Annotated in this window: 11 protein-coding genes; 8 read left to right on the forward strand and 3 right to left on the reverse strand. The window is 45.0% G+C overall.

Annotation, left to right across the window (positions count from 1 at the left end; translation table 11 throughout):
* The first annotated feature begins 45 nt into the window (after window positions 1-45).
* From GXP75_RS07230 to GXP75_RS07265, 8 genes are all read left to right on the forward strand, one after another.
* Window positions 46-522 carry a cyclic nucleotide-binding domain-containing protein gene (locus GXP75_RS07230; protein ID WP_242556472.1) on the forward strand — a complete coding sequence of 159 codons (477 nt, stop codon included), beginning with the start codon at window positions 46-48 and terminating at the stop codon, window positions 520-522.
* 139 nt (window positions 523-661) lie between these two features.
* A complete protein-coding gene (locus GXP75_RS07235) occupies window positions 662-4,348 on the forward strand; it encodes a nitrate reductase subunit alpha (protein WP_242556473.1) in 3,687 nt (1,228 codons plus the stop codon).
* Window positions 4,338-5,801 carry a nitrate reductase subunit beta gene (gene narH, locus GXP75_RS07240; RefSeq protein ID WP_242556474.1) on the forward strand — a complete coding sequence of 488 codons (1,464 nt, stop codon included), beginning with the start codon at window positions 4,338-4,340 and terminating at the stop codon, window positions 5,799-5,801. The genes GXP75_RS07235 and narH overlap by 11 nt, the downstream gene beginning before the upstream one ends.
* A gap of 25 nt (window positions 5,802-5,826) precedes the next feature.
* Window positions 5,827-6,381, forward strand: a complete 555-nt coding sequence (gene narJ / locus GXP75_RS07245) for a nitrate reductase molybdenum cofactor assembly chaperone (RefSeq protein WP_242556475.1) — start codon at window positions 5,827-5,829, stop codon at window positions 6,379-6,381.
* Window positions 6,378-7,070: a respiratory nitrate reductase subunit gamma gene (gene narI, locus GXP75_RS07250; protein WP_242556476.1), complete on the forward strand. Its 693-nt coding sequence runs from the start codon at window positions 6,378-6,380 to the stop codon at window positions 7,068-7,070. The genes narJ and narI overlap by 4 nt, the downstream gene beginning before the upstream one ends.
* Before the next feature lie 316 nt (window positions 7,071-7,386).
* Entirely contained in the window at window positions 7,387-8,889 is a 1,503-nt protein-coding gene (gene cls / locus GXP75_RS07255) for a cardiolipin synthase (RefSeq protein ID WP_242556477.1), read from the forward strand.
* Window positions 8,890-8,979: 90 nt separating this feature from the next.
* Window positions 8,980-10,704, forward strand: coding sequence for an ABC transporter ATP-binding protein (locus GXP75_RS07260; RefSeq protein WP_242556478.1), 1,725 nt, complete (start codon window positions 8,980-8,982; stop codon window positions 10,702-10,704).
* A 71-nt stretch (window positions 10,705-10,775) separates the two neighbouring features.
* Window positions 10,776-11,300: a dihydrofolate reductase family protein gene (locus GXP75_RS07265; protein WP_242556479.1), complete on the forward strand. Its 525-nt coding sequence runs from the start codon at window positions 10,776-10,778 to the stop codon at window positions 11,298-11,300.
* Window positions 11,301-11,363: 63 nt separating this feature from the next.
* On the opposite strand, the gene GXP75_RS07270 is transcribed toward GXP75_RS07265, so the two are convergent.
* The 3 genes from GXP75_RS07270 to cls (GXP75_RS07280) form a co-directional block, all read right to left on the reverse strand.
* A complete protein-coding gene (locus GXP75_RS07270; protein ID WP_003326516.1) occupies window positions 11,364-11,636 on the reverse strand; it encodes a hypothetical protein in 273 nt (90 codons plus the stop codon).
* A 106-nt stretch (window positions 11,637-11,742) separates the two neighbouring features.
* Window positions 11,743-12,705 (reverse strand): UV DNA damage repair endonuclease UvsE, encoded by a 963-nt coding sequence (uvsE, locus tag GXP75_RS07275; protein WP_242556480.1) that lies wholly within the window; start codon window positions 12,703-12,705, stop codon window positions 11,743-11,745.
* Window positions 12,706-12,717: 12 nt separating this feature from the next.
* Window positions 12,718-13,917 (reverse strand): cardiolipin synthase, encoded by a 1,200-nt coding sequence (gene cls / locus GXP75_RS07280; protein WP_242556481.1) that lies wholly within the window; start codon window positions 13,915-13,917, stop codon window positions 12,718-12,720.
* Between the last annotated feature and the right edge of the window lie 40 nt (window positions 13,918-13,957).

Genomic DNA, 13,957 nt, shown 5'->3' on the forward strand with positions numbered 1-13,957 from the left:
CAATCAATATACACTAAAGCTATCCTTATCACAGGAGGCATTCCTATGAATCAGTGTGACTATTTATTATTTCTGAAACGTCTTCCAATGTTTAAACAAGTATCTCTTCCCATTGTCGAAACATTACTGAATAACGGGAAGTTCATCCGTTGCTCATCTGATCAGTCTCCATCTTTTTTGCATTCACAATCAGTTTATTTTGTATTAAAAGGCAGCATTCGTTTTATTGACAGCAGACTGCCTGAAGGATCGCGCGCCATAGCATTTTGGAAAAAAGGTGATGTGTTCCCCATTGATCAAAATGGCGAGCTGCTTTTATCTCCTTTCATTTCAGTCAAAACATCTGAAGACACACTCGTGTTGGAAATTCCTTTTTACATATTTAAAAAAATAATGACCTATCATCCGCAGCTGCAGACGAATTTTCTGGTCATGCTTCAGGAGAATCTCTTTTTTTCCTACCAGTTATTTTTACGTTATCTGCATACATCTCAGGATGAAAACATCACTCCCGATTCCTAACCAGGAACCGGGTTTTTTTGAATCTTGAATGTGAAAAATTTGTGAAATAAGGGGTGTATGTGACAAAGTTCACAAGGGAAGATGCTGCCTCTGTATATAGTGAAATGAGAATCACCTGACTCAAAGGAGTGAAGCATCGATGAAAAAGAAGAAAATGAGTCCGCTGTTCAGGAGACTAAACTATTTTTCTCCTATTGAGCATCATTCTAATAAACATAGTCAAACAACATACGAAGATCGCGATTGGGAGAATGTATATAGAAACAGATGGCAGTACGATAAAGTTGTCCGCTCCACCCACGGAGTCAACTGCACGGGATCTTGCAGCTGGAATATTTATGTGAAAAACGGCATCGTCACGTGGGAAGGGCAAAATTTGAATTATCCTTCAACCGGTCCTGATATGCCTGACTTCGAGCCAAGGGGCTGTCCCCGCGGGGCAAGTTTTTCCTGGTATATCTACAGCCCGCTGCGTGTCAAATATCCATACGTTCGCGGTGTGCTGATTACTATGTGGCGGGAAGCATTGCAAACACACAAAAATCCATTGGAAGCATGGAAATCTATCGTTGAGCATCCGGAAAAAGCGAAGTCCTATAAACAGGCGAGAGGAAAAGGCGGTTTTGTGCGAGCTGAGTGGCCGGAGGTGCTGAAACTGATTTCTGCTTCTCTATTATATACAGTTATGAAATACGGCCCTGACCGCAACGTCGGGTTTTCTCCGATTCCCGCCATGTCAATGATCAGCCACGCGTCAGGCTCGCGGTTTATGTCTTTAATAGGCGGTCCTATGCTGAGTTTTTATGATTGGTATGCGGATCTTCCTCCAGCGTCTCCGCAAATCTGGGGAGACCAGACAGACGTGCCGGAAAGCAGTGACTGGTACAATTCGGGCTATATCATCACATGGGGCTCCAATGTCCCGCTCACAAGGACGCCTGATGCGCACTTTTTGGCAGAAGCCCGCTATAAAGGAGCAAAAGTCATCTCAATCAGTCCGGATTTTGCGGAATCGTCAAAATTTGCGGATGACTGGCTGAGCATCCGACAGGGAACAGACGGCGCGCTTGCGATGGCAATGGGGCATGTCATCCTGCAAGAATTTTACGTGAACCAAGAAACAGAGCGTTTCATCGATTATGCGAAGCAATACACAGATTTCCCGTTTTTTGTCACCTTGTCAAAAGAAGATGGCGCTTATACAGCCGGACGTTTTCTCCATGCGAAGGACATCGGACGGCAAACAGAGCATGATCAGTGGAAGCCTGCTGTGTGGAATGAACGTACAAACGCATTTGCGATACCGCAAGGAACAATGGGATCACGATGGGACGGCCAAAAGAAATGGAATCTGCACATGGCAGATGAAGAAACAGGGGAACAAATTGAACCGAGGCTGTCAGTGCTCGGAATAGAAGACGAAATCGGCACAGTTCGAATCCCTTATTTCTCAAATGAGGGAAACAGAGTGCTTGAGCGCGATCTTCCCATTAAGAAACTAAACCTGAATAATGAAGACGTATATGTCACAACCGTTTTTGATTTAATTCTGGCAAACTATGGCGTCAATCGGGGAATCGGGCAGAAATCAGCCGCCTCTTTTGATGATGCTGAGCCGTTTACACCCGCTTGGCAAGAACAGGTAACAGGGATCAAAAGGGAGATGGTCGTTAACATTGCCAGAGAATTTGCCCAAAATGCGATCGATACAGACGGACGGTCAATGATTATCGTAGGGGCGGGAATTAACCATTGGTTCAACTCTGACACGATTTACCGGGCGGTTTTAAATCTTGTTTTATTAGTCGGCGCCCAAGGTGTAAACGGGGGCGGATGGGCTCACTATGTGGGGCAGGAAAAGCTTCGCCCGGCTGAAGGCTGGCAGACGATTGCCAATGCAAAGGACTGGGAGGGGGCGCCAAAGCTGCAAAACGGCACATCATTCTTCTACTTTGCGACAGACCAGTGGCGCTACGAGGATCAGCCGATCAGTGACTTGGCTTCTCCGATCGCAACATCCTCCCGCTACAAGCATCACGCCGACTACAATGTGCTGGCGGCAAGATTAGGGTGGCTCCCGTCTTACCCGACGTTTAATAAAAACGGAATTGATCTTTACAAGGAAGCTGAAAAAGCGGGTGCAAAAACGCCTGAAGATGTTGGTGCTTATGTGGCCGGTCAGCTCCAAGACAAAAAACTGAAATTTGCCATTGAAGATCCTGACGATGAAGCCAATTTCCCGAGAAATCTCTTTGTATGGAGAGCGAATCTGATCTCAAGTTCGGGAAAAGGACATGAATATTTTCTTAAGCATCTCTTGGGGACGACAAACGGATTGATGAATGACGACAGCGACAGCATCCGTCCGGAAGAAATCAAATGGCATGATCAAGCACCGGAAGGAAAGCTCGACCTATTAATCAATCTCGATTTTCGAATGGCTGGAACGGCATTGTATTCCGATATCGTGCTTCCGGCGGCGACTTGGTATGAAAAACATGATCTCAGCAGTACGGATATGCATCCGTTTATTCATCCTTTTGCTCCGGCCATCTCAGCGCCTTGGGAATCCAAGTCAGACTGGGATATTTTTAAAGCATTATCAAAAGCCATATCCGACTTGGCTGAAGAAGTGGAGATGGAGTCGGTTAAAGAAGCTGTCGCGACGCCGCTCCTCCACGACACTATGCAGGAAATGGCGCAGCCTTTCGGAAAAATCAATGACTGGAGCAAAGGCGAATGCGACGCCGTTCCGGGGAAAACGATGCCGAACATTCATGTTGTTGAACGGGACTATAAACAAATCTTTCATAAAATGACCGCACTCGGCCCTAATGCCGCCCTAAAACCGAGTGGAACAAAAGGGATGAGGTGGTCGATAGCCGAAGAATATGAATCACTCAAAAAAAGATTGGGAAAAATTACTTCAGACAGCGTCGCAAAGGGATGTCCGAATATAAGTGAGGCGAAGCAGACGGCAGAAGCCATTTTAACCCTTTCTTCCACTTCGAATGGAAAAGTTGCGGTGAAAGCATGGGAATCACTTGAAGACATAACAAACCTGAAGTTAAAAGACCTGGCTGAAGAGCGGGAAGAAGAATGCTTTACGTTCGAACAAATTACCGCTCAGCCAAAAACGGTCATCACGTCTCCGGCATTTACAGGCTCAGAAAAAGGGGGACGCAGGTACTCGCCGTTTACGACAAATGTGGAAAAATTAATCCCTTGGCGGACGCTGACGGGCAGACAGTCTTACTATGTCGATCATGAACTGATGATGGAGTTCGGAGAAACGATGGCGACATTTAAACCGATCCTTCAGCATCGCCCGTTTCTGAGTAAACGGCCTGATCAAGAGGGGAAAGAAATCGTTCTCAATTATTTAACGCCGCATAACAAATGGTCCGTCCACAGCATGTACTTTGATTCATTACCGATGCTGACGCTATTCCGCGGAGGGCCGACAGTGTGGATGAATAAAGATGATGCAGAGGACACAGATATCAGAGATAACGATTGGATTGAATGCTTCAACCGAAATGGCGTTGTCGTAGCGAGAGCCGTTCTTTCTCACCGTATTCCTAAAGGGATGGCGTTTATGCACCATGCACAAGACCGCCACATCAACGTACCCGGCACAAAACTGACGAATAACCGCGGCGGCACCCATAACAGTCCGACTAGGATTCATGTTAAACCGACACAAATGATCGGCGGCTATGCTCAGCTTAGCTACGGATTTAATTACTACGGCCCAACTGGGAACCAGCGTGATCTGAATGTGGTCATCCGCAAGCTGAAGGAGGTCGATTGGCTTGAAGATTAAAGCGCAAATCGGAATGGTCATGAATTTAGATAAATGCATCGGCTGCCACACATGCAGCGTGACCTGCAAAAACACGTGGACAAACCGTTCCGGAGCGGAATATATGTACTTCAATAATGTAGAAACAAAACCTGGCATCGGCTATCCGAAGCAATGGGAGGACCAAGACAAATATAAAGGCGGATGGACATTAAAAAAAGGAAAGCTTGAGCTGAAATCAGGACCGAAAACCAACCGTCTTGCCAGCCTTTTCTATAACCCGAATCAGCCTACAATTGATGATTACTATGAACCTTGGAACTATGATTATGAAACATTAACGAACAGCCCGCAGAAAAAACACCAGCCCGTGGCGCGTCCTAAATCGGCATTGACGGGAGACTTTATGAATATCGAGTGGGGGCCAAACTGGGAGGATGATCTGGCGGGCGGACATATTACGGGACTTGAAGATCCGAATGTTCAAAAGATGGAGGAGTCTATCAAAACAGAATTCGATGAAGTTTTTATGATGTATCTTCCGCGCATCTGTGAACACTGCATCAACCCGGCGTGTGTCTCATCTTGTCCGTCAGGCGCCATGTATAAACGCGAGGAAGACGGTATCGTGCTGGTGGATCAAAACGCATGCCGTTCATGGAGATACTGTGTCTCTTCCTGTCCTTATAAAAAAGTATATTTTAACTGGCAGACGAATAAAGCCGAAAAATGCACCCTCTGCTTTCCGCGATTAGAAGCGGGGCTGCCGACCATTTGTTCCGAGACATGTGTGGGCAGAATCCGTTATCTGGGCGTTATGCTTTATGACGCGGATAAGGTGGAGGAAGCGGCATCGACTGAAAATGAGAAGGATCTCTATCAATCTCAGCTGGAAGTGTTCCTTGATCCGAATGACCCTGCTGTCGCTGAACAAGCGAAGGAACAGGGCATCCCGGCTGAATGGATTGAAGCTGCGCAGCAATCGCCAATCTATAAAATGATCATCGACTGGAAAATAGCGCTGCCGCTTCACCCCGAATACCGCACATTGCCGATGGTTTGGTACATTCCGCCACTGAGTCCAATCATGAATGTCTTTGAAGGAAAAGGAAGCCGTCAAACAGCGGAAGACATTTTTCCGGCCATCAATCAAATGAGAATTCCGATTGAATACTTGGCTCAATTATTAACAGCGGGCGACACGGATCATATTCGAACAACATTAAAGAAAATGTCTGTCATGCGCCAGTACATGAGAGCGGTACAAACGAAAAAGCCGATCGACCCGGCATTGATCTCCAGTGTCGGACTAACAGAAGAACAAATCGAAGACATGTATCGGCTGCTTGCGATTGCCAAATATGATGACCGCTTTGTGATTCCAAGCAGCCACCGTGAAGAAGTTGCAGACTTATATGCTGAACAAGGCAGCTGCGGCTTGTCATTTTCAGGCGGCCCAGGCTCTTGTTTATAACCTATGAAAAATGAGGTGTAACACGATGAACACCACAGACCGGCAAATGATTTTCTCAGCGCTTTCCTATTTTCTCTCTTATCCTGATGAAGAGTGGAGAACCGAACATTCTGAATGGCAAGATCTTATCCGCGAGATCGAAAATCAGCAAATCCGGGAGAAGCTGTTTCACTTTTTAAAGACATCGGCCGGCTTTTCTCAAGAAGCGCTGATTGAACATTATGTATACACGTTCGATTTTGGGAAAAAAACGAATATGTACGTCACCTACTTCAATTCAGGTGAACAAAGGGAACGCGGCATTGAATTGCTTCATTTGAAAAACACATATCAGCAATCCGGCTTCCTCCCGACAGAGAAAGAACTTCCCGATTATCTGCCGCTTATGCTGGAATTCGCGGCCATTGCGGAGATCGAGGCGGCGAGGAGTGTGTTTGAGAAATATCTGTCTAATTTGCAGGAGCTCACATCCCGTCTAAATGAAAACCATAGTATATATGCTTCACTGTTAGATGTGCTGCTGACCGCGCTGCAAGACATCGGCGTGTATGAAAGCAGTGAAGGGACTGTCCGAACATGAGCGGGCAGATCCTCTGGGTCATCATGCCGTACATTGTGTTTACGATATTTATAGGCGGGCATATTTATCGTTATCAACATGACCAGTTTGGCTGGACCGCCAAATCAAGCGAGCTGTTAGAAAAGAAAAAGCTAGCGGTAGGCAGCACTCTCTTTCATTGGGGGATGTTATTTGTCATTGGCGGACATATCATGGGAATTTTAATCCCTGAAGGCTTTTACCATGCTATTGGCGTCACAGAACATATTTATCACAAAATGGCGATTGCGGTAGGGTTGCCAGCGGGGATCACTGCATTGACTGGACTCTTCATTTTGACATTTAGAAGGCTGTTCGACAAAAGAATCCGGAAAACAAGCTCTGCATCAGATATTCTCACGCTGTTCCTGTTATTATTTGTGATGATTTCAGGTGTAGCGGCGACGTTTTTAAACATAGATTCTAAAGGATTTGATTACAGGACAACAGTCGGGCCGTGGTTCAGGCAAATCTTTTTGTTCCGGGCTGACGCTTCCCTGATGGAGAGTGTCCCCCTATGGTTTAAGCTTCATATCATCATGGGATACATTGTTTTTATCATGTGGCCATTTACGAGATTGGTTCATGTGTTCAGCCTGCCGATCAAGTATCTGACCCGCAGCTATGTTGTGTATCGCAAACGTTCAAAACGAAACATGCAGCATATGTAAAAGAACCCCCCTTAGTCAGATAAAGGGGGGGTTCGGTGTAAGGATGCACCGAAGCGAAATGTTATATAGAAAAATAAAAATGTAAGACATTTGCTGAGAAGGTGTTTGCTTGTCAGTAAAAAAACTGTTATTTTTATATATTAAAATAGTAATATTTCCTGGACCTTGCTTAAAAACATAAGTCCGGGCCAGTCGCAGGAAGCCTCATCATAAGCCTTTTCGCCCAGAGCGAGGGGGCTTTTTTTCATAGAAAGGTTTAAAAGTTAGAAATAAGAGGAAATACGGAGGTAATCGGATCAGATTGGAGAGAATACAGATGCTCAAAAGGAGACTGGAATTTTTCTTTTTATACATTATGCTCATCGGGGCGTACATCATATGGTTTTTTCCGGTTTCCAGGCTGGAGTTTTACGGAGGTTTGCTATGTTATGTCAGCATCATTCTTTTCAGTATTTATTCCTTAATTCTTGAAAACCGAACATCTCAGCATACGCTGTTATGGATACATATCCTCGTCTTTTTTCCGATCGCAGGCTACATGTTCTATCTGTTTTCCGGACAGCTCTATGTGAAGGGCAAGCTTTTTAAAACAAAGCGAATGTACAATAGAGAAAAGCTCCGCATGCTGTTTGATATGGAGGAAACGCCTGAAGTGACGGGTCTTAAGGACAATCAAGAAAGATTCTTTACTTATTCGATCAGGGCCGCACATATGAATATCAATACGAAAAGTAATATAAAAGTGCTGAAAAACGGGGAAGAAACTTTTCCCGAGATTTTCAAAGCGATGCGTGAAGCGGAGTCTTATATACATATTGAATACTACATGTTTAAGTCAGATATGCTTGGCCATGGCATGATGGATATTATGATCGAAAAAGCGCGCCAGGGTGTAGAGGTGCGGTTTTTATACGACGCGGCGGGAAGCATCAAATTGGCGGGGAAGGACATCGTCAAACTGAAAGAAGCGGGTGTAGACATCGTTCCGTTTTCCCCGTTGAAGTACGGATTTTTCAACCAGAAACTCAACTTCAGAAATCACCGGAAAATCGTGGTCATAGACGGCAAGGTCGGTTTTGTCGGCGGATTGAATGTCGGAAAAGAATATATCGGCAGTGATCAGGGCATCGGGTTTTGGAGAGATACACACCTGCGGCTGGAAGGAGAAATTGTGCAAACGCTTCACGCCATCTTTATGCTTGATTGGGAATACATATCAAATGAAGTGCTGATCGATCAAAAAGCATACAATACGCCGGTCCCTACGGAGGGCGGCGGCATTTATCAAATTGTCGCGACAGGTCCTGACATGAAGGAAAGCATGAGCGACCTCTATTATGAAATGATATCATCTGCGTCGAAATCAGTGTGGATTGCAACGCCTTATTTTGTTCCGAATGAACCGATCCGCACCGCTCTGAAGGCCGCCGCAACAAAAGGCGTGCAGGTTCGTGTCATGGTGCCGGAGACCAATGACAGCTTTTTAACACAATACGCGTCGAGATCATATTTTCCGGAGCTTCTTCTCGAGGGAATTGAAGTGTATTCGTACCAAAAAGGCTTTATGCATCAAAAAGTCTTGATTATTGATGGAGATCTCGCATCAGTCGGCACCGCGAACATGGACATGCGCAGCTTTCAGCTCAATTTTGAAGTGAACGTCTTTTTCACGGATGACGAAGCGATCCGGGAGCTCGAAACCCATTTCCAAGAGGATATGCTGGAAAGTGAGAAAATCAGCCCTGTCGGCTTTTATAAAAGAGGAATGGCCGATCGGACAAAAGAATCGTTTGCCCGCTTATTTTCAGGTGTCCTGTAAGAAAAAGAAAATCTATCTTTCAAAACAACCAGTGTATAGTATAATTGAGAAATCTTATCAACGATTATTCGTGCATTGGGGGAAGATTGTGTGCTGCGTCAATTTTTTGCGTACTATAAACCATATAAAACATTGTTCTTTCTCGACTTTTTCTCGGCGATTGCAGGCGGGTTAATGGAGCTGAGTTTTCCTTTGATCGTCAATTATTTCATTGATACATTGCTTCCGGGAAGAGATTGGGGGCTGATCATCGCGACCTCTATCGCGTTGTTTGCGGTATACGCAATCAGCTCAGGCCTCCAATATATCGTCACCTACTGGGGGCATATGCTCGGTATCAATATCGAAACAGATATGAGAAAATCACTTTTTGACCATCTTCAAAAGCTGTCTTTTAAATTTTATGACAACAATAAGACGGGAAAATTAATGTCCAAGCTGACGAACGATTTAATGTACATCGGAGAAGTCGCGCATCACGGGCCTGAAGATTTGTTCATCGCCATTATGACGATTCTCGGAGCGTTCGGGGTTATGCTGTTTATTAACTGGCAGCTCGCTTTATTAACGTTCATCATCATGCCGGTCGTCATTTGGCTTGCGCTTTATTTCAACAAAAAGATGACCAAAGCGTTCACAATGCTGAACAAGGACATCGGAGATTTCAGTGCGCGGGTGGAAAATAATATCGGCGGCATCCGGCTCGTTCAAGCGTTCGCCAACGAAGAGTTTGAAAAAGAGCGCTTCGCTGTAAATAATCAGCGCTTCCGCCTGACTAAGCTGTCCTCATACAAAATCATGGCGAAAAACGGCTCAATCAGCTATATGCTGACACGGTTTGTCACGCTGTTTGTCCTTCTGTGCGGAACGTGGTTTGTCATTCGCGGATCATTAACGTACGGGGAATTTGTGGCATTTGTTCTGTTAACGAATGTGCTGTTCCGGCCGATTGACAAAATCAACGCCATCATTGAAATGTATCCGAGGGGAATTGCGGGCTTTAAAAGCTATATGGAGCTGATGGAGACAGAGCCTGATATTCAGGATTCACCCCAAGCAAGAGAGGTGTCTGCGTTAAAAGGAGATATCAGATATCAAAATGTATCATTTGGATATGAAGAAAACAGCAATGTTTTGAAAAATGTCAGCCTGTCGATCAAAGCAGGAGAAACAGTGGCGTTCGTAGGCCCGTCCGGTGCCGGGAAATCAACGCTGTGCAGTTTGCTCCCGCGTTTTTATGAGACCGTTGAAGGAGACATTACGATAGACGGGATCAATATTAAAGAGATAAAAGTGCCGTCTCTCCGCGGGCAGATCGGCATCGTCCAGCAGGATGTCTTCTTGTTTGCCGGAACACTGAGGGAAAATATCGCCTACGGCCGATTGGGAGCATCAGAAGAGGAGATTTGGAAGGCAGTCAAACAAGCCCATCTGGAAGAGCTTGTGAACAGCTATCCAGAAGGCTTGGACACGCTTATCGGCGAGCGCGGCGTTAAGCTGTCGGGAGGCCAAAAGCAGCGTTTGTCGATTGCCAGAATGTTTCTGAAAAACCCATCTATTCTTATTCTTGACGAAGCGACATCCGCACTTGATACAGAAACAGAAGCCGCCATCCAAAAGGCGCTGCAAGAGCTGTCAAAAGGACGGACAACGCTTGTCATCGCCCACAGGCTGGCGACGATTAAACACGCCGACCGGATCGTTGTCGTCACTAAGGACGGAATCGCCGAGCAAGGCCACCACAGTGAATTGATCGCATCAGGAGGCATTTACAGCAGGCTGCATCAAGCGCAGTTCGGGGAAATGGTGCATTAGCAGAGTATGTTTAAGGCGTATCACAGATCATGTGATACGCTTTTTATATCTGCACATTTAGGAGGGAAAAGATGAACCGAAAAACGATTCTCTACATTGCCGCTTCACTAGACGGTTTTATCGCAAGAGAAGATGGAAGCATTGACTGGCTGGATGACTTTGAAGGAGAGGGCGACAATGGGTACGGAGATTTTTATCAAACGATTGATACTGTCATTTTAGGGCGCAGTACATATGAACATATTAAAGTCCTCGCGGCTGATTTTCCTTACAAGGATAAAACATGTTATGTTCTGACGAAAACGCCTGACCGTTTTTCAGATGAACATGTCCTATTCATTCATGATGATATGAAAGATTTTATTCAGCGGTTAAAAAAACAGAGAGGCTCCAACATCTGGATCGCAGGCGGGGCGGAGCTGGCTCATACGCTGATAAAAGAAGGGGCAATAGACGAGTTTATCATCACCATGATTCCGGTCATGCTGGGAAGCGGCATTCCGCTGTTCCATGAGCATCAGACTGAGACAAAGCTTCGTTTAACGGATATGCGGCGTTTCGGACAGGCGGCGCAGCTTCATTATGAAACAACCTAAGATTAAAAAAGAATAGATAAAAGCGTTGATTGGCGCTTTTATCTATTCTTATATATGTAAATATTAATGAACTTGTTTTTCTGCCGGCTCAATCAAGCCTTGGAACTTTTCGATCATATGATCCGCTTTTTTTCCTTCGATTACAATTAAATACTCATTTTCTTTATGAGCCATTCTAAATGTTTCCAGCTCAATCAAATCTCTAATTTTACACATGGTTTTTTTAGAGTAAATATATAGTTCATGGCTTCCTGAATGGCAAAGCTGATAAAGCTGAATCAAATTTTTTAAAGTAAAAGCCTGTGCGGCGATTTTGAGAGATTTTATGTTTTTCATGGTTTTTTTCCTCCATCTATTGTTCTGTTCGATTGATGACGCTTGTTACAGGGAATATTCCCGTTTTGTCCAGGCGCTAAACCTGCATGACCATATCCAAGATTTATCACGATTTCCATTGCAATGTTCCGCCCCCAATCCGCTTGACTCCGCGAATTGCGCTTAATTCGTCGAGAAGCCGGAGAAGCGCGCGGTCTTTTTGCTTGGCCTCAATCATAAAATCAATGTTTGTTCCCCATTGTCTGAAACGCTCCAATAACGGCAGCAAAAAATTAGCATCGACATAATCGGCGTGGCTGCGAATGGCGTTATCTGATTTGGGAGATGAGAGATGGACCTTCGGCTGCAACCCGATTCTTTTCCACGTTTCAATCATCCTGGGCAGCGCTTCATTCAGGTCGGCTTCATCCGTTGGATTTGCGTAAAAGTGATGATAATCAAAGACGAACGGAACTCCCTCTTGCTCACAGACAGCCAAGGTCTCTTCGGTTGTGTACGTTTTATCATCGTTTTCAAGCGTCATCCGCTGTTTTATTTCCTCCGGAAGCTGTTTTATATTTTCATGAAAACGGTCAATCGCGCCGGCTTTATCTCCATAAGCTCCGCCGATGTGAATATTAATGACCGAACGATCAGCAATTTCCATCGCTTCGAGCATATGATAATGATAAGCCATATCGGTCACGGCGTTTTTTGTAATGGTTTCTTTCGGGCTGGTAAACAGCGTAAATTGGTTGGGATGAAAGCTTGTTCTTAGATTGTGCTTTTTCACAAGCTCCCCGATCTCCCGAAACTCCTTCTGAAAAGGAGTGACAAAATCCCACATGACGTCGGGATGGGTGGCCAGCGGTACGATTGAGCTTGAAAAACGGTATAACGGGATGTCATGGCCGATTGTATAATAGATGGTCCGCAGGGTATTGTTCAGATTGGCCTTTGTTGTATAAAGAAGCGCTTCCTTTCTTTCTGTTTTCGAAAGCGCAGCGTAACGGGTGAATGTCAGCGTTTTTGCCGGAGACGCATCCCACAGGTTCATCGCATTTGACACGTACCCAAATCTGAAAATCATAGGATCTCTCCTTCACAAAAAATAAGATAGCGCTTTGCCGAGCCATTCTGCCGGTCTTTGCCGAATTGAACGCTTTTTATAATGTTCTTTCGTCAGCAGATCAGATTTTTTGATATCCAGCTCAATGGTTTCCAACACTGTTTTTGTAAATGCATCATCATCAATGACAACATTCATCTCTTCATTCAAAAAAAAGCTGCGCTTATCAAAATTAGCCGTGCCGATAATGCTGATGATGCCATCTATAACCATTGCTTTCACATGATAAAATCCTTGATAAAAACGATAAATCATGCAGCCTGCATCCAACAGCTCAGCATAGTAAGTGAAGCCGGCCTCTCTGACCAGCGGGTGATCCGATTTCATAGGGACAATAAGCGTAACCGATACGCCGTTTTTTCTTGCTTCTAACAACGCCTGCTGAAGCCGCTTGCTCGGAATATAATAAGGCGTGCATATGATAATGCTCTGCTTGGCAAGACGGATGTGTGACAAATAGCTTTCCTCAAGAGAAAAACCATCACTCGCATAGATGGTATGAGAGAGATTCCCTTGCGGAAGCTGAGGGAAGACATCTGAGGCTGTTTCAGCAGGACCGCCATTTCGCTTGAGATCCTCTAAAAAAACGGTTTGAAGGTCGGCTACGCCCTTTCCCGTCATTCGCAGGTGATAGTCTTCCCAATTACCGAATTTTGCTTTTTTGCCAAGGTATTCACCCGCGATATTAAATCCGCCGACATAGCCGATTTTCCCGTCAATCACCGAGATCTTTCTATGATTGCGTTTTTGCATACGAAAGAAAAAATAAGGGAAGGCGGGCCGATTAAGTAAATAAACCCGGACACCGGCGCTTTTCATCGTTTTCAGAGTGTCTTTTTTTATCGTGCGTCCGACGGCCCAGTCCAGCAGCAAATATACGGGCATTCCGGTTTTGGCTTTTTCCTTCAGCAAAGCATACATATCATGGCTGACCTCATCGTTTTTCATGATAAAAAACAACACATGAATAGAAGATGAGGCTTGGCGGATGTCATCCATAAGACGCTGGAAAAGAACATTTCCGTTATCTATCAGTTCGATATCGCTTTTTTTCTTTGAAAAAACAGGCTCATATGCTTTTTTTCTGTAAGCCGCCCGTCCGAGAAATATATCAAGCAGCAACAAGGCGAACAGGAGGATTAGAATAATAAGAATTGCGAAAAAGACCTTCATCAAGACACTCCTTTCCTGAAGTAACTGTAGTGTGCCCAGA

The organism is Bacillus sp. HU-1818 (genome assembly GCF_022695965.1).
GTDB classification, from domain to species: Bacteria; Bacillota; Bacilli; order Bacillales; family Bacillaceae; genus Bacillus; species Bacillus atrophaeus.